The sequence below is a fragment of the Oryzihumus sp. genome (assembly GCF_054325275.1).
The window spans coordinates 1-21,422 of the sequence record NZ_JBTCWL010000034.1; the positions used below are offsets into that span (position 1 = coordinate 1).

Here is a 21,422-nt window from a genome sequence, read left to right on the forward strand (position 1 = left end):
AGGACCCGGCGGTCAGCAAGCGGTGGGCAGTGGCGTGCCGCTGCCTCAGCCCGGCGTGTCCCACCAGGACAGGACCCGGGTCGCCCGCAGCGTGTTCCACCGGCTCGGGCGGCCGTCGCCCTGCTCGAGCTCGACGTGGACGGCGCCGGGGTGGGTGTTCTCGAGCAGCCAGGTGCCGTCGTCCTGACGCTTGCGGCGGACGAGCTCGATTGCCTCACCCAGGCGCGGGTCCCTGACGTCGGCCACGCGGAAGTACTCCAAGGCCCGCAGGACGTCGTACTGCCACCGGGTCGGGAACGAGAACTCCAGCCAGGCCTCAACGGCCACCGAGCCGGTGCTCCTGCGGCGGAACAGTGACCGGTCGAGCAGGTACTGCTCACCGCCGCGCCGGGCGGCGCGCAGCTCCTCCGACCCGCCGGTGGCCCGTTCGTACTCGAGCAGGCCCTCGAGGACGTTGATCGTCGACGCGAACGAGGACACGGTCGAGCCATCCTCGGTCCCGCAGTTCCATCCGCCGTCGTCGAGCCGGTCGGTGAGCAGGCGGGCGACGAGGTCGTCGACGTCGGCACCGAAGTAGGCGCCCAGGGTCACTGTCCGGCCGTTGATGCAGGGCTCGACCTCACCGGTGAAGAAGGGCTCGTCGTTGTACTCCCAGCGGCAGTTCGACGCGACCAGGGCGGTCATCTCGCGCGCGGTGTCGGTGGTCGGGTCGAGCCCGAAGTCGTAGAGCTCCATCATCGCCGGCAACGTCGAGGTCCACGGCTGGTGGCCGGCTTGCGGCGGTTCGCCACGGCCCGGGAAGCACGCACCACCCATCCACTGGCCGTCCGGGTCCCGTGCGGCGAGCAACCGGGCGCCCCAGCCCTGCGTCGCCACGCGGGCGCGTTCCGCGGCCACCTCGGCGGCCGACGCGTCGGTCAGGTCGCGCAGGACCTGCCAGCGGATCGCCGGGTCGGAGTCGAGCATCCAGTCCAGCTGAGCCGTCGTCACGTGCGGCGTGCCGATGCCCGGGTCCAGCGCGTTCTCATCCATGGTCGGCAATGTAGAGCTGTTCCGGACGGTGCGCGGCCGGAATGGCTGCCATCCGGCGGGGTGTTGCTCTTTCGCGACGTGATGACTGCATGGCGTCGCCAGTCCGTGTCCAAGTGCCGAACCTGTGGCAAGGACAACGGTGCAGTTGAGTAAACAGAGGGCACCTATGTCCGGCCCAGGACCTGTCGCCGAACATCCGGATTGCCGCGAAGAGTGACGTCCGGGACTGCCACAAGCCTTGGCCGTTGGACGCGCTGTTTTGTCAGTCCCACTCCGTGACCGGGCGGATCTCCACCACGGGGTGCGCCCGGACCAGCACCTCTGCGGCTTCCACGAGCGCGTCGTAGTCGTCGCAGGTGACGATGAAGAAGCCGGACAGCTGTTCGACGCCCTCAGCGAAAGGACCCTTGGTGACGAGCGGGCGCGAGTCGGGTCCACGCTTGATCGTCCTTGCCTGCCCGCTGTGAGTCAGCCCAGCGCCACCGGTCACGGCGCCACCACGCGCGGCGAGCAGCTGGCCGAACTCGTAGTCGGTGTCGAACGTTGCCTGACGGTCGGCCTCGGTGCCGGCCTCCCACTCTGCCTCGTTGTCTGCGGGGAACATGACGACGTATTCGGGCACGGCGGGTCCTCTCGGTGATGGTCCAGATGCCAGCGCTGTGAGCGGAGTGCCCAGACTACGAGTCGTCGGCTGCGGAAGTGGGCCATTCTTCGGCGCCGTCTTGTCGGTTTGCGGAGGAGCGGTGCTCATGACGCTGAGTACCGGTGCTCGTGCTGGCCGTGCTTCCATGGTTCATGGGAACCGACGGGCGGCCCCGGGGCGCCGCACGTAGCGTGATCAGCCTTGGCCACCTGCTGGTCGGTGGGGCTGCTCTCGTTCTCGCCGGCGTGATGATCGATGCCGGCCGAGCGCCCAACGCCGAGCTGGACGGAGTCTTCCTCGGATTGGGGCTGTTGCTCGTGCTGGCCGCCACGCTCTTCACGTGCTCGGCAGTCCACGGTCTCCGACGCGCACACGATGGTCGTGGCGGTTCGCTGTCGCTGATCCTCAGCATCGTCGAACTTGTCGTCGGGGCTGCGACGGCCGTGGCCCTGGCCGACGCCGTTCAGGGTTACGGCGCCTTCGAGCCGTGGCGCTCTCCACTCCTGCTGCCGTCGGCACTGCTCGTAGCTCTCGGTCTCACAGGACTTGGTGTTGAGGCCGTTGCCCGCCGCCCGGAAACGCACTGATCTGCCGCACGCACTCACCGCGTGCACTTCTCGAAGAGCCGGCGAGATAGCGGGTCAGACGGCCGGACGGGCGATGACGGTGAGCCACTCGGTGTCGCCGACGGTCTCCGCCGTCAGCTCGAGCACCCGCCAGCCGGTGGAGGCGACCAGCTGCCGCAGGGCCGGCTCCTGCCAGAAGGTGAAGTGGCGGGGCAGGTCGAGCTGGTGCGTGCCCCAGCCCTCGCTGGTGCCTCCCTTGACGGTGAAGGCCAGCAGCCCCCGGGCGCGCACGTGCGGCAGCATGCGGGCCAGGACGCCGACCAGCTCGCCGCGGCTGAAGTCCAGGAAGACGGCGTTCGCGTAGATGACGTCGTAGGTTCCCCGGACCTCGTCGGTCAGCACGTTGAGCCGGTCGGCGGCCAGCCCTCGCCGGCGCAGCAGGGCCACGAAGGAGGAGGCGGCGTCGGTGCGGTTGACCGCGTAGCCCCGCTCCTCCAGCAGGTCGGCGTCGCGACCGGTGGCGCTGCCGATCTCCAGCAGCGTCGCCGGCGGCCGGACATGGGTGGCGAGCAGGTCGAACACGGCCGTGAGGCGGTCCGGCGGTGCGGCAGGCGCTCCCTCGACGTCGGCACCGGCGGCGGCGCCGCACGTGGCGAGCGTCGCGGTGTCGGTGCTCTCGGGGGACTGCGTCATGTCGCGACCCTAGGGGCGGTGCGTGCGCGCTGTCCGCCGCTCCGGCGAGGTGTCCGATACGTCCCCGTCCGCATATTGGTCCAACCTCTTGATCTGTTGATGTGCACGCCTCTACCGTCGCCGCATGAGCCCAGACTTCGCCCCCGTGCCCCGGCAGTCGGTCTCCGACGGTGTCTTCCACGAGCTGCGGGACGCGGTGCTCGACGGCCGCTTCGCCCCGGGGGAGTTTCTGCCGCCGGAGCGTCAGCTGGCCGAGTCCTTCGCGGTCAACCGGCACGCCGTGCGTGAGGCGGTCAAGCGGCTCCAGGAGGCAGGCTTCGTCCGCGTGGTCCACGGCGGGGGCACCCAGGTCCTCGACGTCCGGCGCACCGCCGGGCTGGACCTGCTGGCCCACCTCGCCCGCGCCGGGGAGGAGGAGCCACGCACCCGGCTGATCCGTGACGGCCTGGAGATGCGGCGCTGCATCGGCGTGGAGGCGGCCCGGCTGGCCGCGACCCGGGCCGACGCTCGGGCGAGGCAGCGCATCGTCGCTGCCGCCGCGGCATACCGGGGGCACGACGGCACGGCGGACGGCACGGACCGCGCCTTCTGGGCGGAGGTGGTCGATGCCAGCGACAACCTCGCGTTCCGGCTCTCGCTCAACAGCCTCGTGCACGCCATCGACGCCAACCCCGATCTGATGGATGAGCTGCTCGCCGACGACCGCAGCGACCGGACCCCGCACGCCGAGCTCGCCGAGGCCATCGCCGCCGGGGAACCGGACCGGTCCGCCGAGGTGGCCGGGCGGATCCTGAGCCAGGCCGTCACCGCGCTGGAGCGGCACACCCGGCGGGTGGCCCGGCGCCGGACCCGGAGCGCGTGATGGTCAACATCATCCTGACGGCGGTGCCGTTCTTCCTGCTGTTCATCGCGGTCGAGGTCGCCTCGCTGTGGTTCGCCCCGGACGACGACGAGGTCGGCTACGAGGTGCGCGACACCGTGACCAGCCTGTCGATGGGGCTGGGCAGCGTCGTGGTCGGTGTGGGCTACAAGGCGGTCGCGCTGGTGGCCTACGCCGCCGCCTGGGCCTGGACGCCGCTGCGGCTCGACACGGGCGTGTGGTGGGCGTGGGTGCTCATCCTCCTCGCCGACGACGTGGCCTACTACTGGTACCACCGCGCCCACCACGAGGTCCGCATCCTGTGGGCCAGCCACGTGGTGCACCACTCCAGCCAGCACTACAACTTCTCCACCGCGCTGCGGCAGACGTGGACACCCTTCGGCGGCCTGCCGTTCTGGCTGCCGCTGGCCGTGCTCGGGGTCCCGCCGTGGGCGATCTTCCTGCAGCAGTCGGTCAGCCTGCTCTACCAGTTCCTCCTGCACACCGAACGCGTCGAGCGGCTGTGGCGCCCGGTCGAGTGGGTCATGAACACGCCCTCCCACCACCGGGTGCACCACGGCTCCAACCAGGCCTACCTCGACCGCAACTACGGCGGGATCCTCATCGTCTGGGACCGCCTGTTCCGCACGTTCGAGGCGGAGGGGGAGCGGGTGGTCTACGGCCTGACCAAGCAGCTGCGCTCGCACAACCCGCTGGTGGTGGCCACGCACGAGTACCTCGCCATCTGGCAGGACGTGCGGGCCACCGGCCGGTGGGGGGACCGGGTCTCGTTCCTGCTGCGTGGCCCCGGCTGGCGCCCGGGCTGACGGGCCACTCCCGCTCGGCGGTATGCCGGTGGGCCGGCTCGCGCGGTGCGCTCGCCTCGTTGGCAGCTCGCGTCAGGGTTCTCCCGGCTCAGTGGCCGGTGAGGGCGGACAGGGCACGGCCCAGCGTGGCGGGGCGGTGGGTGAGCCGCTCCTCGGTGTCGGCCAGGGTGGCCAGGCGCAGGCCGGCGTTGACCCCGAGCCACCGGGCCGGCTCCGGCTCCCACCGGCGGGAGCGGTGTCCCACCCAGGGCAGCCGGGTCAGCGCGCTGCTCGCGCCGGTGACCAGGTCGGCGAGCGTGCGCCCGGCGAGGTTGGCCGTGGCCACCCCGTCGCCGACGTAGCCGCCGGCCCAACCGCCCCCGGTGGCCGGGTCGTAGCGGACGCTGGGGTGCCAGTCGCGCGCGATACCGAGGGGCCCGCCCCAGGCGTGGGTGAACGCGGCGTCGCCGAGCGCAGGGAGCATGTCCCGCAGCGAGCGGCGCAGCGTCTCGAACACCCCGGGGTCACGGTCGAACTCGGGGCTGATGCCGGAGCCGAAGTGGTACGGCGCGCCCCGCCCGCCGAAGACCAGGCGGTCGTCCTCGGTGCGCTGGCCGTAGACGATGACGTGCCGGTGCTCGCTGAAGGTCTCCCGCTGGGCCAGCCCAAGGCGCTCCCAGGTGCTCGCCGGCAGCGGCTCGGTGGCGACCACGAGGCTGTAGACCGGGGCGACGACCCGGCGCAGGCCGGGCAGGCGGGCGCTCCACGCCTCGGTGGCCCGGATGACGTGGCGGGCCCGCACGACCGGCCCGCCGACGACCTGCACCCGGCGCTCGCCGATCGTGCCGACGCGGGTGCCCTCGGCGATGCGGCCGCCGCGGCGCTCGACGGCGGCGGCCAGTCCGGTCACCAAGCGGTAGGGGTGGATGCGCGCGCAGCTGGGGTTGAAGGTCGCACCGGAGAGCCCCTGCGCGGCCAGGCGCTCGCGCGCCTCGTCCGGGCCGAGCCAGGTGGTGCCGGTGCCCCAGCGGGCCGACTCCTCGACCTCGGCGCGGGCCCGGGCAGCCTGGGCCCGGCCCCGGGCGACGACCAGCGTGCCGCCCTTGCGGTAGTGGCAGTCGATGCCTTCCGCGGTCGCGACCCGGCCGACCTCGTCGACGCTCTCGCGCAGCGCGGCGTGCTGGTCGCGGGCGGCCTGCTCACCGTGCTCGGCGGCCAGGGTGGCCGGGCCGACTGGGTAGAGCGCCGAGCACCAGCCGCCGTTGCGCCCGCTGGCGCCGAAGCCGACGTGCTCGGCCTCGACCACCAGGACCGACAGGGAGGGGTCCGCCTCGAGCAGGTAGAAGGCGGTCCACAGCCCGGTGTAGCCGGCGCCGACGATGCACACGTCGACGACCTCGTCGCCGGTCAGGGCGGGGCGGGTGCGCCGGGCGTCGAGCCCGTCCCACCACAGCGGCTCGAGTTGGCGGGAAGGCTGATCGGTCGCCGGCACGTGGTCACGCTAACCGAGCCCTCCTCGACCGAACACCGCTTCGCCCGCGTTTCGAGCCCCGGACAGGGCCGAAACGCGGGCGCAGCGGTGTTCTCTCGGGTTTGCGAGGGTCAGGCGGACTCCTTGCGGAAGATCCGCGTGCCGAACCACGTGCCGAGGGCGACCAGGGCCACCGTCCAGCCCAGGCCCCACCAGCTCGCCGACGTGTCCAGCTCGCCGCGGAAGATCGCGCGGGCGCCCTCGACGACGTGCTTGAGCGGGTTGACGTCGGACACGCGCTGCAGCCACACCGGGGCCAGGCTCATCGGCAGCATGATCCCCGACAGCAGGAGCATCGGGACGGCCAGGCCGTTGAGCAGGGGCGCGAGGGCGTCCTCGCTCTTGAGGCGCAACGCCGCGGCATACGACAGGGAGGCGAACGCCGCGCCGAGCAGGCCCACCAGCAGCAGGCCGACCAGGACGCCGCCGACCGGTGCCCGGAAGCCGAACGGGATCGACACCAGGGTGAGCAGCAGGGCCTGGACGACGAGCACGACGACGTCGCGCATCACCCGGCCGACGAGCAGGGCGGTGCGGCTGGCCGGTGTGACCCGCATCGACTCGATGACGCCGGCGCGGTACTCCGCGACGAGGCCGAAGCCGACGAACATCGCGCCGAAGATGCCGAGCTGCACCAGCATGCCGGGCACGAACACCTGCCACGGCTTGCCGCCGAGCTGGCCGCCGAGCTTCTCCAGCAGCGGGCCGAAGAGCACGACGTAGAGGATGGGCTGGGTCAGCCCGATGATGATCCAGGTCGGGTTGCGCAGGGACAGGCGCATCGCCCGGGAGAAGACGATGAGGCACTCGCGGAGGAAGGTCATGGCTGGGCCTTTCAGGCGGCGGGCTCGTCGCGCAGCGAGCGCCCGGTCAGGGAGAGGAAGACGTCGTCGAGGGTGGGCCGGCGGACCTCGACCGAGGTCAGCGCGATGCCGTCGGCGTCGAGCCGGCGCAGCAGGGCCGGCAGGGCCGCCCCGCCGTCCTCGATCCGGAACCGCACGGTCTCGCCGTCGGCCAGGGTGCCCTCGGCCCCGGGCAGCTCCTTGGCGGCGCGCACGGCGTCCTCGACCCTCCCGGCGTCGGAGACGACGACGCTGACCGCGTCCCCGGAGACCTGCCGCTTGAGCTCGGCCGGCGTGCCGGTGGCCACGATCGTGCCGTGGTCGATGACCATCAGCCGGTCGGCCAGGGCGTCGGCCTCGTCGAGGTAGTGCGTGGTGAGGAAGACGGTGGTGCCGAGCCGGTCGCGCAGCCCGCGGATGTGCTCCCACAGGTTGGCCCGGCTCTGCGGGTCGAGCCCGGTGGTCGGCTCGTCGAGGAAGACCAGCGACGGCTCGTGGACCAGTCCCATGGCGATGTCGAGCCGGCGCCGCTGGCCGCCGGACATGGAGCGGCACTGGCGTTCCCAGAGCCCGTCGAGGTCGAGCTGGGTGAACAGGTCGGCGCCCCGCTTCGTCGCGACCTCGCGGGAGAGCCCGTAGAGCCGGGCGTGGTCGACGATCTCCTCGCCTGCCCGGGCCTCCGGCAGCGTCGAGCCGGACTGGGCCACGTAGCCGATCCGGCGGCGGACGCCCACCGGGTCGGTGCGCAGGTCGCAGCCGGCGACGGTGGCCTCGCCCGCTGTCGGGTCGATCAGCGTGGTGAGCATGCGCAAGGTGGTCGTCTTGCCGGCGCCGTTGGGGCCGAGGAACCCGACGATCTCGCCCTCGGCGACGGAGAAGTCGACCCCCTTGACCGCTTCGACGACGCCGCGCTTGGTGGTGAAGCTGCGGGACAGGCCGCGTGCAGTGATCATGCGGATCACTATTCAAGTTTGAATAGTCCGCGGTCAAGCGCTTTTCCGGATCCGGCTAGGTGGGTGCCGCCGCCCTCGCCGAGGCCGGCAGCCAGGACTGGTCCTCCCCGGCGAACGCGTAGGCGCCCTCCCGGATCCGGGTGAGTGCCCCCTTCGTCCAGGTCAGCTCGCCACGGATCCGCGCCGCGGTGACGAGGAACAGCTCCTGCACGTGCTCGGGCATCTCCGGGTTCTTCAGCGCCTGGCCGGCCCCGGCACGCGTGCCACCGAGCTGGCCCTCGAGCTGGGTCACCCGGTTGGCCAGGGCGTCGAGGACCTCCGCGCGCGGCAGGGCCCACATGAACGACATCGCCGCCATCAGCCGGGAGCCGTCGATGACGTCGACGTCCCACAGGTGCTCGCGCAGCAGCCGCTCGAACTCCGCCGCGCCCTGCGGGGTCAGCCGGTATGCCGTGCGCGCCGCCTTGCCGCCGCCGCTCACCGCGCCGGCCGGCTCGACCTCGGCCAGGTAGCCGCCGGAGGTCAGTGTCTTCAGGGCGCTGTAGACCGACCCCGGCTGGATGTTGGCCCAGTTCTGGACGTCCCAGCTGAGCAGCTCCTGGCGCAGCAGGTAGCCGTGGGCGGGCTGCAGGATGCGCACCACGCCGAGCACCATGAGCCGCGTCGTCGACATGGGCGCACAGTAACCCCTGCCGTGGTCAACCTTGACCACTTCCGGGCGCGAAACGGCCCGGGTCCGTCGCAGGGGAAGCCGGACCCGGGCCGTTCCTGGCCTGTCAGCCGAGGGTCAGAGGTGCTTCTCCGCCTCGGTGAGGACGCCGCGCAGCCGCTGCTCGATCTCGTCGAACTCGGCCTGGCCGATGATCAGCGGCGGGGCCAGCTGGATGACGGGGTCCCCGCGGTCGTCGGCGCGGCAGTAGAGGCCGGCGTCGAACAGCGCCTTGGACAGGAACCCGCGCAGCAGCCGCTCGGACTCGGCGTCGTCGAAGGTCTCGCGCGTGGCCTTGTCCTTGACCAGCTCGATCCCGTAGAAGTAGCCCTCGCCGCGGACGTCGCCGACCAGCGGCAGGTCGAGCAGCTTCTCCAGGGAGGCGCGGAACTTCGGGGCGTTCTCGTGCACGTGGGCGTTGAGGCCCTCGCGCTCGAAGATGTCGAGGTTCTCCATCGCCACCGCCGCCGAGACCGGGTGGCCGCCGAAGGTGTAGCCGTGCGGGAAGTAGTTCGTCCCCTGCTTGAACGGCTCGAACAGCCGGTCGCTGGCGATCATCGCGCCGATGGGGGAGTAGCCCGAGGTCATGCCCTTGGCGCAGGTGATGATGTCGGGGGTGTAGCCGAAGTCGTTGCAGGCGAACATGTCGCCGATCCGGCCGAAGGCGCAGATCGTCTCGTCGGAGACCAGCAGCACGTCGTACTCGTCGCAGATCTCGCGGACCCGCTCGAAGTAGCCCTCCGGGGGCGGGAAGCAGCCACCGGAGTTCTGCACCGGCTCGAGGAAGACCGCGGCGACGGTGTCCGGCCCCTCGAACTCGATCGCCTCGGCGATCCGGTCGGCCGCCCAGCGCCCGAAGGCCTTGCTGTCCTCGCGCAGGTGCTCCGGCGCGCGGTACTGGTTGGTGTTGGGGACCTTGAACGCCCCGGGGACCAGCGGCTCGAACATCTCCTTGGCCGCGGGGATGCCGGTGATCGACAGCGCACCCTGCGGGGTGCCGTGGTAGGCCACGGCGCGGCTGATCACCTTGTGCTTGGTGGGCTTGCCGACGAGCTTGTAGTACTGCTTGGCCAGCTTCCACGCGGTCTCGACCGCCTCGCCGCCGCCGGTGGTGAAGAAGACGCGGTTGAGGTCGCCGGGGGTGTGCTGGGTCAGCCGCTCGGCGAGCTCGATCGCGCGCGGGTGGGCGTAGGACCACAGCGGGAAGAACGCCAGCTCCCGGGCCTGCCTCGCCGCGGCCTCGGCGAGCTCGGCGCGGCCGTGGCCGACCTGGACGACGAAGAGGCCGGCGAGGCCGTCGAGGTAGCGCTTGCCCCGGTCGTCCCAGATGTAGGCGCCCTCGCCGCGGGCGATGATCGGCACGGTGTGACCCGCGCCGCCCTCGCTGCGGTCCTCGAAGGTGGAGTGGCGCGTGAAGTGCATCCACAGGTGGTCCCGCGCCGCTTCCGAGTAGAGCGTGCCGCTGGGCGTGCGCAGGTCGGAGGAGGGTTCGTAGACGGGAGTGGGCTCGGTCATCTGGTACCCCAGTTGTAGTGCTGTTTGTTGAGTTTGAGATAGACGAACGTCTCGGTGGTCTGGACACCGGAGAGCGTGCGGATGCGACGGCTGAGCAGGTCGAGCAGCTCGTCGTCGTCCTCGCAGACGACCTCGGCGAGCAGGTCGAAGCTGCCGGCGGTGGTGACGACGTAGGAGACCTCGGGCATCGCCGAGAGGGCGTCGGCCACGTGCGACATGTCGCCGTCGACGCGGATGCCGATCATCGCCTGGCGGCGGAAGCCCACCTGGAGCGGGTCGGTGACCGCGACGATCTGCATGACCTCGGCGTCGAGCAGGCGCTGCACCCGCTGCCGGACCGCCGCCTCGGAGAGCCCCACCGCCTTGGCGATGGTGGCGTAGGACTGCCGGCCGTCCTCCTGCAGGTGCTCGATGATCGCTTTCGCGACATCATCGAGCCCGCCGCCGTTGGCGCGTCGGTCGGTCGGCCGCCCCGGGGGCGGCGCAGACCTGCGAGGAGAGCTCACGCCCTAGATCGTGGCGGTATGCCGTGGGGTTTGGCAAGTCGGTGTGCTACGGAATCCGTCGGTGCACGTTGCGGAATGCTACGGATTCGTTAACTTCGACCGGCTGACTCTGTTGGAAAGGGCCGGATTGTGGTTACAGTGCGACACACCGGTATCCGCACCGACCAGGAGCGCTTTCGTGACTTCCAGCCCTCGTGTCCTGCGCAACTTCGTCAACGGCGAGTACGTCGACGCAGAGACGGTCTCCACCTCCAACATCATCAACCCGGTGACCGCCCAGGTGGTGGCACAGGCCCCGGTGTCGGGCGCCGCGGACATCGACCGGGCCTATGCCGCCGCGGCCAAGGCGTTCGAGGTGTGGGGTGACACCACGCCCAGCGAGCGGCAGCTGGCGATGAGCCGGTTCGCGGACGCGATCGAGAAGCGCGGCGACGAGCTCGTCCGGCTCGAGTCGGAGAACACCGGCAAGCCGCACGCGCTGACCGCGAGCGAGGAGATCCCGCCGATGGTCGACCAGCTGCGCTTCTTCGCGGGCGCGGCCCGGGTGCTGGAGGGCAAGGCGGCGGGGGAGTACCTGAAGGGCCACACCTCGTGGATCCGGCGTGAGCCGATCGGCGTCATCGGCCAGGTGACCCCGTGGAACTACCCCATGATGATGGCGGTCTGGAAGATCGGCCCGGCCCTGGCCGCCGGCAACACCGTCGTCCTCAAGCCGAGCGACACCACCCCGGAGACCACCCTGCTGATGGCCGAGATCGCCGCGGAGTTCTTCCCGCCCGGCGTGTTCAACGTCGTCATGGGCGACCGTGAGACCGGCCGCGCGCTGGTCGAGCACCCGACCCCGGCGATGGTCGCCATCACCGGCTCGGTGCGGGCTGGCATGCAGGTGGCCGAGAGCGCCTCGCGCGACGTCAAGCGGGTCCACCTCGAGCTGGGCGGCAAGGCGCCGGTGGTCGTCTTCGACGACGCCGACATCGAGTCCGCGGTCGAGGCGATCGCCACCGCCGGCTACTTCAACGCCGGCCAGGACTGCACCGCGGCCACCCGAGTGCTCGTCGAGGGCGGCATCCACGACGAGTTCGTCGCAGCGCTGGCCGAGTACGCGAAGAACAACGCCAAGGTCGGCCTGCCCGACGACGAGGACGCGCTCTTCGGCCCGGTCAACAACGCCACCCAGCTGGCCAACGTCGAGGGCTTCCTGCACCGCCTGCCCGACCACGCCATGATCGCCGCCGGCGGCAAGCGCGCCGCTGGCCTGGGCGACGGCTACTTCCTCGAGCCCACGGTGGTCTCGGGGCTGCAGCAGGACGACGAGGTGATCCAGAAGGAGATCTTCGGCCCGGTCATCACCGCCCAGCGCTTCACCGACGAGGCCACCGCGCTGGAGTGGGCCAACGGCGTGCAGTACGGCCTGGCGAGCAGCGTGTGGACCAAGGACTTCGGCCGGGCCATGCGCATGAGCAAGCGCCTCGACTTCGGCTGCGTGTGGATCAACACCCACATCCCGATCGTCGCCGAGATGCCGCACGGGGGGTTCAAGCACAGCGGCTACGGCAAGGACCTTTCGATGTACGGCTTCGAGGACTACACCCGCATCAAGCACGTCATGGCCAACATCGACGGCTGACCCGTCAGCACCCCAAGGAGCACCGGCATGAACGAGCAGAACCCCCTCCCTCCCGAGCTGACGGCCGCGCTCGCCCGCGGGTTGGTCTCACGCCGGACCCTGATGAGCAGCGCGGCGGGGATCGCCGCCGTCGCGGCCCTGGCCGCCTGCGGCTCCAAGGGTCGCGCCGCCGCCGGGGGTGGCACCCCGACCGCCAAGGCCGCGCCGACCGACCTGTCCGAGACCGACAAGGTCGTCAACTGGTCGAACTGGCCGGAGTACATCGACGTCGACGACAAGACCCAGCGCCGTCCCACGATCGACGCCTTCACCAAGCAGACCGGCATCAAGGTCAACTACACCGAGGACTACAACGACAACGACGAGTTCTACGCCAAGGTGCGGCCGCTGCTGGCCGCCGGCAAGGACACCGGCCGTGACGTGTGGGTCAGCACCGACTGGATGGCCTCCCGGCTGATCCGGCTCGGCTACGCCCAGAAGCTCGACCTGGCCAACGTGCCCAACCACGACAACGTCGAGGACTCCCTGCGCAACGTCCCCTGGGACCCCGGCCGCCTCTACACGCTGCCGTGGCAGAGCGGCTTCGCCGGGATCGCCTTCAACCCCAAGGCCACCGGCGGCAGGAAGGTCGAGTCCGTCGACCAGCTGCTCACCGACCCGACGCTCAAGGGCAAGGTCACCCTGCTCACCGAGATGCGCGACACCGTCGGCCTCGTGCTCATGGCCATGGGCAAGAAGCTCGCGACCTTCACCGACGCCGACTTCGACGCCGCGATCGCCGAGCTGCAGAAGGCCAAGGACGCCGGCCAGATCAAGGGCTTCACCGGCAACGACTACACCAAGCCGCTGGCCGCCGGGGACACCGCGGCGTGCTTCGCGTGGACCGGTGACGTCGTCCAGCTCAAGGCCGACAACCCCAACCTCGGCTACACCCTGCCGACGACGGGCTTCACGCTCTGGTCGGACAACTTCGTCATCCCGGCGCTCGCCCAGCACAAGAAGAACGCCGAGCGGTTGATCAACTACTACTACGACCCGAAGGTGATGGCCCAGGTGGTGGACTACGTCAACTACATCGCCCCGGTGAAGGGCGCCAAGGAGATCCTCGCCAAGCAGGACCCCTCGGTCGCCCAGAACCCGCTGATCTTCCCCAGCGCGGACGTGCTCGCCCGGGCGCAGGTCTTCAAGGGCCTCGATGCGGCCACGGAGACCAGGTACAACAAGAAGTTCCAGGCGCTGATCTCCGGCTGACATGGCAACTGAATCCGCAGGCGACCTGCGCCTCATCGACATCAGCAAGCGCTACGAGACCTTCACGGCTGTCGACAACCTCAGCCTGGTCATCCCCCAGGGGTCGTTCTTCGCCCTGCTCGGCCCGTCCGGCTGTGGCAAGACGACCACCCTGCGCATGGTGGCCGGCCTGGAGCAGCCCACGGTGGGTCGCATCCTCATCGGTGAGCGCGACATCACCGACACCAAGGCCTACCAGCGCAACGTCAACACGGTCTTCCAGAGCTACGCGCTCTTCCCGCACCTGAGCATCCTGGACAACGTCACGTTCGGCCTGCGCCGTCGCGGGGTCAGCGACTACAAGGCCAAGGCGATGGAGGCCCTCGAGCTGGTTCAGCTGGCGCACATCGCCAAGAAGAAGCCGGCGCAGCTCTCCGGTGGCATGCAGCAGCGCGTCGCCCTGGCCCGGGCCATCGTCAACCGGCCGGACGTGCTGCTGCTCGACGAGCCCCTCGGCGCGCTCGACCTCAAGCTGCGTCGTCAGATGCAGATCGAGCTCAAGCGCATCCAGTCCGAGGTCGGGATCACCTTCGTGCACGTCACCCACGACCAGGAGGAGGCCATGACCATGGCCGACACCATCGCGGTGATGAACGCCGGGCGGCTCGAGCAGGTCGGCGACCCGGGCGTCCTCTACGAGAACCCCGCGACGACGTTCGTCGCCAACTTCCTCGGCCAGTCCAACCTGCTCAAGGCCGAGGTGGTCGGCACCCCGGGCGAGCTGGCCGACCTCGACGTCCACGGTGTCAAGCTCCGCCTGCCCACCCCTCGCCTGGTCGAGGGCGTCCAGACCATGTGGCTGGGCGTGCGCCCGGAGAAGCTGCGTCTCGTCGACGGCGGTAGAGCCACAGGGATGGAGAACGGGCTCAACACCCTCACCGGCACGGTCACCGACGCATCGTTCACCGGCCTCGCCACCAACTACCTGGTCCGGCTTCCCTGGGGTCAGGAGCTCGCCGTCGTCCAGCAGAACGACGGTATGCCGCGTGCCTCCGTGGGCACGTCGGTCACCCTCGCCTGGGCTCCCGAGCACGGCTTCGCGCTGGACTCCCGGCAGGACGCCCACGCCGGGGCCCAGGACCAGGCCGACGACACCGGGGCGGCGTAGTGGCCGAGATCGGCGCCCTGGCCGCGGCGAGCGAGCACCACAAGCCGGCTCGCCGCGGACGGTGGACGCCATACCTGCTGCTGCTGCCCGGGCTGCTCTGGCTGGTCATCTTCTTCGTGCTGCCCACGCTCTCCCTGGCCTCCCAGTCGCTGCAGACCGGGTCGGTCGACACCGGCTACACGATGACGTGGAACTGGCAGACCTACACCGAAGCGTTGTCGCTGTACTGGCCGCAGTTCCTGCGCTCGCTCATCTACGCCGGGTCGGCCACCGTGCTGGCGCTGGTGCTGGGCTACCCCCTGGCCTACTTCATGGCGCAGAAGGCCGGGAAGTGGAAGAACCTGCTGCTGGTCGCGGTCATCGCGCCGTTCTTCACCAGCTTCCTCATCCGCACGCTGGCATGGCAGATCATCCTCAACAACGACGGCGTGGTCACCAGCTTCGCGCGCAGGATCCACTTCACCGACCTGCTCCAGGCCATGCACCTGACGAGCACGGACCAGCTGATGAGCTCGCCGTTCGCGGTGATCTGCGGGCTGACCTACAACTTCCTGCCGTTCATGATCCTGCCGCTCTACGCCAACCTCGAGCGGCTCGACCCGAGGCTGGTGGAGGCGGCCCACGACCTCTACGCCTCGCCGGTGGAGTCCTTCCGGCGGGTGATCTGGCCGCTGTCCTTGCCCGGCGTGGTGGCGGGAACGCTGCTGACGTTCATCCCCGCCACCGGTGACTTCATCAACTCCCGGCTGCTGGGCAGCACCCAGACGGTGATGATCGGCCAGGTCATCGACGGACAGTTCCTGCAGGTGCTGGACTACCCGACCGCGGCCGCCCTCTCGTTCGTGCTCATGCTGACGATCGTGCTGCTCGTGGCGCTGTACGTGCGCCGCAGCGGCACCGAGGAGCTGGTCTGAGATGGCATGGATCCGCAGGCACGTCCTGGCGATCGTCGCGTTCCTGGTGCTGTTCTACATGCTCCTGCCGAACATGGTCGTCATCCTGTTCTCGTTCAACAAGCCGAACGGCCGCTACAACTACCAGTGGACCCAGTTCTCGCTGGACGCGTGGCTCAACCCCTGTGGCGCTCCCGGCATGTGCTCCGCGCTCGGACTGAGCCTGCAGATCGGGATCATCGCCTCGATCGCCGCCACCATCCTGGGCACCGCGGTCGCGTTCGCCCTGGGCCGCTACCGGTTCAAGGGCCGGGCCGGCACCAACCTGCTCATCTTCATGCCGATGGCCACCCCCGAGGTGGTCATGGGCTCGAGCCTGCTGACGCTGTTCATCGCGCTCGGCATCCCGACGGGGCGCACGACGATCCTCATCGCGCACATCATGTTCTGCCTGTCGTTCGTGGTGGTCACCGTCAAGGCGCGGATCGCCTCGCTCGACCCGCGGCTGGAGCAGGCGGCGGCCGACCTGTTCGCCAACGAGTACCAGACTTTCACCAAGGTCACGCTGCCGCTGGTGGCCCCGGGCATCGCCGCAGGTGCGCTGCTGTCGTTCTCGCTGAGCTTCGACGACTACATCATCACCAACTTCAACGCCAGCCCTGCGTCGGTGACCTTCCCGATGTACGTCTGGGGTGCCGCGCAGCGCGGCACACCGGTGCAGATCAACGTCATCGGCACCGTCATGTTCCTGGCCTCGCTGCTGATCGTCGGTGCGGCGCAGCTGGTCGGCAGCCGACGCGCAAGGGTGGCGTGAGATGAGAGTTCTGGTGGTCGGCTCCGGTGGGGTCGGCGACGCGGTCGCGCGGATCGCGGTCGAGCGTGACTTCTTCGAGCGCATGGTCGTGGCCGACTACGACGAGGCACGCGCCCGTGCGACGGTCGCGGCGGCCTCCGCCCGACGCGAGGGGGAGTCCCGGCTGGTCGCGGCCGGGGTCGATGCCTCGAGCAGCCTGGCGGTGGCGGGGCTGGCCCGCGAGCACGGCATCACGCACGTGCTCAACGCGGTCGACCCGCGCTTCGTCATGCCGGTCTTCGAGGGGGCGCTGGCCGCCGGCGCCGACTACCTCGACATGGCGATGAGCCTGAGCCGACCGCACCCCGAGCGGCCCTACGAGGAGTCGGGGGAGAAGCTCGGCGACGCCCAGTTCGCGGTCGCGCAGCAGTGGGAGGACGCCGGGCGCCTGGCCCTGGTCGGCATGGGCGTCGAGCCCGGCCTGTCCGACGTGTTCGCCCGCTACGCCGCCGACCACCTGTTCAGCGAGATCGAGGAGCTCGGCACCCGCGACGGTGCCAACCTGTCGGTGACCAACGAGGCCGGCGAGGAGATCTTCGCCCCGAGCTTCTCGATCTGGACCACGATCGAGGAGTGCCTCAACCCGCCGGTCATCTGGGAGAAGGACCGGGGCTGGTTCACCACGCCGCCGTTCTCCGAGCCCGAGGTGTTCGACTTCCCTGAGGGCATCGGGCCGGTGGAGTGCGTCAACGTCGAGCATGAGGAGGTCCTCCTCATGCCGCGCTGGGTCGACGCGAAGCGGGTGACCTTCAAGTACGGCCTGGGTGACGAGTTCATCGGCGTGCTCCGGACGCTGCACACCCTGGGCCTGGACCGCACCGAGAAGGTCCGCGTCGGCGGAGTGGAGGTCTCGCCCCGCGACGTGGTCGCCGCCTGCCTGCCCGACCCGGCCACGATCGGCCCGCGGATGACCGGCAAGACGTGCGCCGGCCTGTGGGTCACCGGCACCGGCAAGGACGGCCGGCCGCGCGAGGTCTACCTCTACCACGTCGTCGACAACGAGTGGGCAATGCGCGAGTACGGCGCCCAGTGCGTGGTCTGGCAGACCGCCGTCAACCCCGTGGTGGCCCTCGAGCTGCTCGCCACCGGCGCCTGGTCCGGCGCCGGGGTGCGCGGGCCCGAGTCCTTCGACGCGGTGCCCTTCCTGGACCTGCTCCAGGCGCCCGCGCCCAAGGGCTACGGCTCCCCGTGGGGTCAGCAGGACCGGTGAGCGTGCGGGCGGCCGTGAGCCGCGGATCCCGGTGTCCCGGCGGCCCTAGGATCGGGCCATGACCCGGTACGGCCCCCAGTTCGGCCCCGACATCACCTTCCTCGGCGTGCCCCGTTGCGACCTGGACGACCCCGAGACCTACGCCGACGCGGAGGTCGTCATCCTCGGCGCCCCCTTCGACGGGGGCACCTCGCACCGGCCCGGCACGCGGTTCGGTCCGATGGCGATCCGGATGACCGACTACCTGGCCCACGACGGCTCCCGCCCGAGCCTGGCCCTGCGCACCGACGGACTGGTCGACCTCAAGGTCGTCGACGCCGGCGACGTGGAGATGTACTCCGGGGAGATCGAGAGGGCCCTGCCCGCGCTCGAGGCGGCGGTGGAGAAGGTCGCCCGCGCCGGCAAGATCCCGGTCGTGCTCGGCGGTGACCACTCGATCGCCTACCCCGACGCCAAGGGCGTGGCCAACGTCCTGGGCCACGGCCGCATCTCGATGCTGCACTTCGACGCCCACGCCGACACCGGCGACATCGAGTTCGGCTCGCTGTGGGGCCACGGGCAGCCGATGCGCCGGCTGATCGAGTCCGGGGCCCTGCGCGGCGACCGGTTCCTGCAGATCGGGCTGCGCGGCTACTGGCCGCCGCCGGAGACGCTGGACTGGATGGCGGGCCAGCAGATGCGCTCCTACGAGATGACCGAGATCGGCCAGCGCGGGCTGGAGGAGTGCCTCACCGAGGCCTTCGGTATCGCGATGGACGAGTGCGAGGGTGTCTTCCTGTCCGTGGACATCGACGTGTGCGACCCGGGGCACGCCCCGGGCACCGGCACGCCCGAGCCGGGCGGCATCTCCGCCCGCCAGCTGCTGGACTCGGTGCGCCGGATCTGCCTGGAGCTGCCCGTGGTGGGCATCGACGTGGTCGAGGTCAGCCCGCCCTACGACCACGCCGACATCACGGCGGCGCTGGCCAACCGCGTGGTGCTCGAGGCCCTCTCGGCCATCGCCCGCCGGCGCCAGGACGCCCGCGACGGGACCTCGTGGGACCCCCGTCGCCCCCTGCTCGACGGTCGCTGACCGCGCGGGCCGCGGACCCGGCATACCGGCCGCACCACCTGACCACCTCCGTCCCTGACCTTCCTGAGAGGCTGACCACCATGGCGACCGAGTCCGAGAAGACCCTCATCGACAGCGTGCCCACCGGGCTGTTCATCGGCGGGCAGTGGCGTGACAGCAGCGACGGCGCGACCATCAAGGTCGAGGACCCCGCGACGGGCGAGGTCCTCACCGAGGTGGCTGACGCCACCGTCGCCGACGGCACCGCCGCCCTCGACGCGGCCGTGGCCGCGCAGGCCGACTGGGCCTCCACGCCGCCACGTGACCGCGGCGAGATCCTGCGCCGGGCGTTCGAGGCGATCACCGCCCGCGCCGACGACTTCGCGATGCTGATGACCCTGGAGATGGGCAAGCCGCTGGCGGAGTCGCGAGGCGAGGTCACCTACGGCGCGGAGTTCTTCCGCTGGTTCTCCGAGGAGGCCGTGCGCATCCACGGTCGGTGGTCCACCGCGCCCAACGGCGCGACCCGGCTGATGACGATGAAGCAGCCGGTCGGCCCGACGCTGATGATCACGCCCTGGAACTTCCCGCTGGCCATGGGCACCCGCAAGATCGGGCCCGCCCTGGCCGCCGGCTGCACGATGGTGGTCAAGCCCGCCTCCCAGACCCCGCTGACCATGCTGGCGCTGGCCGACCTGCTCACCGAGTGCGGCGTGCCCGCCGGGGTCCTCAACGTCATCACCACCCACCGCACCGGTGACGTCATGGAGCCGCTGATCCGCGACCCCCGGCTGCGCAAGCTGACGTTCACCGGCTCCACCCCGGTCGGCAAGGCACTGGTCGAGCAGTCGGCCGAGCAGCTGCTGCGGGTCTCGATGGAGCTCGGCGGCAACGCGCCGTTCCTGGTCTTCGGCGACGCCGACGTCGACAAGGCCGTCGAGGGCGCGATGCTGGCCAAGATGCGCAACATCGGCGAGGCCTGCACCGCCGCCAACCGCTTCCTCGTGCACGAGTCGGTGGTCGAGGAGTTCTCCCGCAAGTTCGCCGACCGGATGGCCAGGCTGACCGTCGGGCGCGGCACCGAGGACGGCGTCACGGTCGGCCCGCTGATCGACGACAAGGCCCGCGCCAAGGTCACCGAGCTCGTGGACGAGGCCCGCGAGAAGGGCGCCACGGTCCTCGTCGGCGGCTCGGCCACCGGCGACCGCGGCTACTTCTTCGAGCCCACCGTGCTCGCCGACGTGCCGACCGACGCCCGGCTGTTCCGCGAGGAGATATTCGGCCCCGTGGCGCCGATCTCGACGTTCAGCACCGACGACGAGGCCATCGCCAAGGCCAACGACACCGAGTACGGTCTGGTCGCCTACGCCTTCACCGAGAGCCTGTCACGGGTGATCAGGGTCAGCGAGGCGCTGGAGTTCGGCATGGTCGGCATCAACCAGGGCATCGTGTCCAACCCGTCGGCACCGTTCGGCGGGGTCAAGCACAGCGGCTTCGGGCGCGAGGGCGGCTTCGAGGGCATCGAGGAGTACCTGGAGACCAAGTACGTCGGCATCGCGCCCTGACACCACCTGAAGACCCCCTCGCCCCTGCGGACGAGGGGGTCATCGGCTGTTCGGGCAGAGGTGTCCCGAAGGCCCGCGACCGGGGCCGTCGCGGTGCTGCACTGGCGGCATGAGCACCGAGCGCCTGCAGTCCCTGACCGACCTCATCGGCGCCACGGACGCCACCATCCGGGCCGGCTCCGTGGCCGGCGCGCGGGTGTGGCCGACCGGGTTCCACGCCCTGGACAAGGCGCTCTCGGGTGGGCTGCGTTCCGGAGAGCTGGTGCTGCTCGGCGGCCCGCAGGGCCTGGGCAAGACCACCTTCGCGCTCCAGCTCATGCGCAACGTCGTGTCCGCAGGCCGCACCGCGGTCTACTTCTCCTTCGAGCACGACACCCACACACTGCTCGAGCGGCTGATCAGCCTCGAGGCCGCCGAGCACGCCGGGCTCAACGGCGTGCCGCTGCACCAGGTGCGTGAGCGCTTCGAGGTGCGTCACGGGCAGTCGGAGTCGCTGGCGGACCGGCTGGCCGGCTCGCCCGGCGGGCCCGAGGCAGTGGCCGTGCTGCGTGACCTCGGCGGCCGGCTGCACGTGCACCGCTCCAGCGGCGTGCACACCGACCTGGCGCAGATCCGCAGCGTCGTCGAGGCCATCCGGGAGGCGACGGGGGAGGCGCCCCTGGTGATCGTGGACTACCTGCAGAAGGTCGCCGTCGGGACCGACCACGTCGGTGAGGACGCACAGGTCGCGCAGGTCGCCGAGGGGCTCAAGGAGCTCGCGCTGGAGCTGGCGGTGCCGGTCGCGGCCATCGTCGCGGCCGAGAAGTCCGCGCTCAAGTCGGGCATGCGGATGCGGGTCCGCCACCTGCGCGGGTCCTCGGCCCTGGCCTACGAAGCCGACATCGTCCTGCTCATGGCGGAGAAGTTCGACGTCGTGGCGCGGCACCACCTCGTCTACGACCTCGGCAACGCCGACCGCTTCCGTCGCTGGGTCGTCGTGACCATCGAGAAGAACCGCAACGGCGTGGACAAGGTCGAGCTGGAGTTCCACAAGCGCTTCGAGCAGAGCCGTTTCGACCCCGAGGGCCGCGAGGTCACCGAGCAGCTGGTCGAGGAACGGGTGTTCGTCGACTGACCGGGGCCACGAGCCACCCGGGCCCGGCCGCCGTTCCCCTCTTCCGACGCACCCGG

Annotated in this window: 21 protein-coding genes; 12 read left to right on the forward strand and 9 right to left on the reverse strand. The window is 70.7% G+C overall.

Annotated features, from left to right (window positions below; translation table 11 throughout):
- Positions 1-45: 45 nt before the first annotated feature.
- Both ACXVGS_RS10435 and ACXVGS_RS10440 read right to left on the reverse strand, forming a co-directional pair.
- On the reverse strand, positions 46-1,032 hold the full coding sequence (locus ACXVGS_RS10435; RefSeq protein WP_458536925.1) for a hypothetical protein: 987 nt from the start codon (positions 1,030-1,032) through the stop codon (positions 46-48).
- A 262-nt stretch (positions 1,033-1,294) separates the two neighbouring features.
- The gene (locus tag ACXVGS_RS10440) at positions 1,295-1,654 is read right to left on the reverse strand and encodes a YciI family protein (protein ID WP_458531184.1); all 360 of its coding nucleotides are present in this window, start codon (positions 1,652-1,654) and stop codon (positions 1,295-1,297) included.
- Positions 1,655-1,797: 143 nt separating this feature from the next.
- Here ACXVGS_RS10440 and ACXVGS_RS10445 point away from each other — a divergent pair, with 143 nt between their 5' ends.
- Complete coding sequence (locus ACXVGS_RS10445; protein WP_458527618.1) at positions 1,798-2,262, forward strand: hypothetical protein; 465 nt, start codon at positions 1,798-1,800, stop codon at positions 2,260-2,262.
- 54 nt (positions 2,263-2,316) lie between these two features.
- On the opposite strand, the gene ACXVGS_RS10450 is transcribed toward ACXVGS_RS10445, so the two are convergent.
- The gene (locus ACXVGS_RS10450) at positions 2,317-2,934 is read right to left on the reverse strand and encodes a class I SAM-dependent methyltransferase (protein ID WP_458536926.1); all 618 of its coding nucleotides are present in this window, start codon (positions 2,932-2,934) and stop codon (positions 2,317-2,319) included.
- A gap of 124 nt (positions 2,935-3,058) precedes the next feature.
- Here ACXVGS_RS10450 and ACXVGS_RS10455 point away from each other — a divergent pair, with 124 nt between their 5' ends.
- Positions 3,059-3,796 carry a FadR/GntR family transcriptional regulator gene (locus ACXVGS_RS10455; protein ID WP_458536927.1) on the forward strand — a complete coding sequence of 246 codons (738 nt, stop codon included), beginning with the start codon at positions 3,059-3,061 and terminating at the stop codon, positions 3,794-3,796.
- Positions 3,796-4,620: a sterol desaturase family protein gene (locus tag ACXVGS_RS10460; RefSeq protein WP_458527615.1), complete on the forward strand. Its 825-nt coding sequence runs from the start codon at positions 3,796-3,798 to the stop codon at positions 4,618-4,620. Before ACXVGS_RS10455 ends, ACXVGS_RS10460 begins: the two co-directional genes overlap by 1 nt.
- A gap of 88 nt (positions 4,621-4,708) precedes the next feature.
- Here ACXVGS_RS10460 and ACXVGS_RS10465 read toward each other — a convergent pair whose 3' ends face one another.
- The 6 genes from ACXVGS_RS10465 to ACXVGS_RS10490 form a co-directional block, all read right to left on the reverse strand.
- The gene (locus ACXVGS_RS10465; RefSeq protein ID WP_458527614.1) at positions 4,709-6,091 is read right to left on the reverse strand and encodes an NAD(P)/FAD-dependent oxidoreductase; all 1,383 of its coding nucleotides are present in this window, start codon (positions 6,089-6,091) and stop codon (positions 4,709-4,711) included.
- A gap of 110 nt (positions 6,092-6,201) precedes the next feature.
- On the reverse strand, positions 6,202-6,954 hold the full coding sequence (locus ACXVGS_RS10470) for an ABC transporter permease (RefSeq protein ID WP_458531186.1): 753 nt from the start codon (positions 6,952-6,954) through the stop codon (positions 6,202-6,204).
- A gap of 11 nt (positions 6,955-6,965) precedes the next feature.
- The gene (locus tag ACXVGS_RS10475) at positions 6,966-7,925 is read right to left on the reverse strand and encodes an ATP-binding cassette domain-containing protein (protein ID WP_458531187.1); all 960 of its coding nucleotides are present in this window, start codon (positions 7,923-7,925) and stop codon (positions 6,966-6,968) included.
- Between the two features lie 55 nt (positions 7,926-7,980).
- Complete coding sequence (locus ACXVGS_RS10480; RefSeq protein WP_458527611.1) at positions 7,981-8,598, reverse strand: PadR family transcriptional regulator; 618 nt, start codon at positions 8,596-8,598, stop codon at positions 7,981-7,983.
- 114 nt (positions 8,599-8,712) lie between these two features.
- On the reverse strand, positions 8,713-10,149 hold the full coding sequence (locus ACXVGS_RS10485; protein ID WP_458527610.1) for an aspartate aminotransferase family protein: 1,437 nt from the start codon (positions 10,147-10,149) through the stop codon (positions 8,713-8,715).
- Positions 10,146-10,655, reverse strand: a complete 510-nt coding sequence (locus tag ACXVGS_RS10490) for an Lrp/AsnC family transcriptional regulator (protein WP_458527609.1) — start codon at positions 10,653-10,655, stop codon at positions 10,146-10,148. The genes ACXVGS_RS10485 and ACXVGS_RS10490 overlap by 4 nt, the downstream gene beginning before the upstream one ends.
- A 178-nt stretch (positions 10,656-10,833) precedes the next feature.
- Between ACXVGS_RS10490 and ACXVGS_RS10495 the strand changes: the two genes are divergently transcribed.
- The 9 genes from ACXVGS_RS10495 (at position 10,834) to ACXVGS_RS10535 (ending at position 21,366) form a co-directional block, all read left to right on the forward strand.
- A complete protein-coding gene (locus tag ACXVGS_RS10495; protein WP_458527608.1) occupies positions 10,834-12,282 on the forward strand; it encodes a gamma-aminobutyraldehyde dehydrogenase in 1,449 nt (482 codons plus the stop codon).
- Positions 12,283-12,309: 27 nt separating this feature from the next.
- Positions 12,310-13,533, forward strand: a complete 1,224-nt coding sequence (locus ACXVGS_RS10500) for a polyamine ABC transporter substrate-binding protein (protein ID WP_458527607.1) — start codon at positions 12,310-12,312, stop codon at positions 13,531-13,533.
- Position 13,534: 1 nt separating this feature from the next.
- Positions 13,535-14,680: an ABC transporter ATP-binding protein gene (locus ACXVGS_RS10505; protein ID WP_458527606.1), complete on the forward strand. Its 1,146-nt coding sequence runs from the start codon at positions 13,535-13,537 to the stop codon at positions 14,678-14,680.
- Positions 14,680-15,594 (forward strand): ABC transporter permease, encoded by a 915-nt coding sequence (locus tag ACXVGS_RS10510; RefSeq protein WP_458527605.1) that lies wholly within the window; start codon positions 14,680-14,682, stop codon positions 15,592-15,594. The genes ACXVGS_RS10505 and ACXVGS_RS10510 overlap by 1 nt, the downstream gene beginning before the upstream one ends.
- A 1-nt stretch (position 15,595) precedes the next feature.
- The gene (locus ACXVGS_RS10515) at positions 15,596-16,387 is read left to right on the forward strand and encodes an ABC transporter permease (protein WP_458527604.1); all 792 of its coding nucleotides are present in this window, start codon (positions 15,596-15,598) and stop codon (positions 16,385-16,387) included.
- A 1-nt stretch (position 16,388) separates the two neighbouring features.
- Positions 16,389-17,636 carry a saccharopine dehydrogenase family protein gene (locus ACXVGS_RS10520; protein ID WP_458536928.1) on the forward strand — a complete coding sequence of 416 codons (1,248 nt, stop codon included), beginning with the start codon at positions 16,389-16,391 and terminating at the stop codon, positions 17,634-17,636.
- Between the two features lie 58 nt (positions 17,637-17,694).
- Entirely contained in the window at positions 17,695-18,708 is a 1,014-nt protein-coding gene (speB, locus tag ACXVGS_RS10525; RefSeq protein ID WP_458536929.1) for an agmatinase, read from the forward strand.
- An 80-nt stretch (positions 18,709-18,788) separates the two neighbouring features.
- Entirely contained in the window at positions 18,789-20,252 is a 1,464-nt protein-coding gene (locus tag ACXVGS_RS10530) for an NAD-dependent succinate-semialdehyde dehydrogenase (protein WP_458536930.1), read from the forward strand.
- 109 nt (positions 20,253-20,361) lie between these two features.
- Positions 20,362-21,366 (forward strand): DnaB-like helicase C-terminal domain-containing protein, encoded by a 1,005-nt coding sequence (locus ACXVGS_RS10535; RefSeq protein WP_458536931.1) that lies wholly within the window; start codon positions 20,362-20,364, stop codon positions 21,364-21,366.
- Positions 21,367-21,422: the final 56 nt, after the last annotated feature.

What these genes read in the sequence shown, in the direction of transcription:
- ACXVGS_RS10500 (WP_458527607.1), top strand. Translation starts at nt 12,310, where the DNA reads ATGAACGAGCAGAACCCCCTCCCTCCCGAGCTGACGGCCGCGCTCGCC.
- ACXVGS_RS10450 (WP_458536926.1), bottom strand. Translation starts at nt 2,934, where the DNA reads ATGACGCAGTCCCCCGAGAGCACCGACACCGCGACGCTCGCCACGTGC.
- ACXVGS_RS10455 (WP_458536927.1), top strand. Translation starts at nt 3,059, where the DNA reads ATGAGCCCAGACTTCGCCCCCGTGCCCCGGCAGTCGGTCTCCGACGGT.
- ACXVGS_RS10530 (WP_458536930.1), top strand. Translation starts at nt 18,789, where the DNA reads ATGGCGACCGAGTCCGAGAAGACCCTCATCGACAGCGTGCCCACCGGG.
- ACXVGS_RS10505 (WP_458527606.1), top strand. Translation starts at nt 13,535, where the DNA reads ATGGCAACTGAATCCGCAGGCGACCTGCGCCTCATCGACATCAGCAAG.
- ACXVGS_RS10460 (WP_458527615.1), top strand. Translation starts at nt 3,796, where the DNA reads ATGGTCAACATCATCCTGACGGCGGTGCCGTTCTTCCTGCTGTTCATC.
- speB (WP_458536929.1), top strand. Translation starts at nt 17,695, where the DNA reads ATGACCCGGTACGGCCCCCAGTTCGGCCCCGACATCACCTTCCTCGGC.
- ACXVGS_RS10520 (WP_458536928.1), top strand. Translation starts at nt 16,389, where the DNA reads ATGAGAGTTCTGGTGGTCGGCTCCGGTGGGGTCGGCGACGCGGTCGCG.
- ACXVGS_RS10475 (WP_458531187.1), bottom strand. Translation starts at nt 7,925, where the DNA reads ATGATCACTGCACGCGGCCTGTCCCGCAGCTTCACCACCAAGCGCGGC.
- ACXVGS_RS10470 (WP_458531186.1), bottom strand. Translation starts at nt 6,954, where the DNA reads ATGACCTTCCTCCGCGAGTGCCTCATCGTCTTCTCCCGGGCGATGCGC.
- ACXVGS_RS10435 (WP_458536925.1), bottom strand. Translation starts at nt 1,032, where the DNA reads ATGGATGAGAACGCGCTGGACCCGGGCATCGGCACGCCGCACGTGACG.
- ACXVGS_RS10535 (WP_458536931.1), top strand. Translation starts at nt 20,362, where the DNA reads ATGAGCACCGAGCGCCTGCAGTCCCTGACCGACCTCATCGGCGCCACG.
- ACXVGS_RS10515 (WP_458527604.1), top strand. Translation starts at nt 15,596, where the DNA reads ATGGCATGGATCCGCAGGCACGTCCTGGCGATCGTCGCGTTCCTGGTG.
- ACXVGS_RS10480 (WP_458527611.1), bottom strand. Translation starts at nt 8,598, where the DNA reads ATGTCGACGACGCGGCTCATGGTGCTCGGCGTGGTGCGCATCCTGCAG.
- ACXVGS_RS10485 (WP_458527610.1), bottom strand. Translation starts at nt 10,149, where the DNA reads ATGACCGAGCCCACTCCCGTCTACGAACCCTCCTCCGACCTGCGCACG.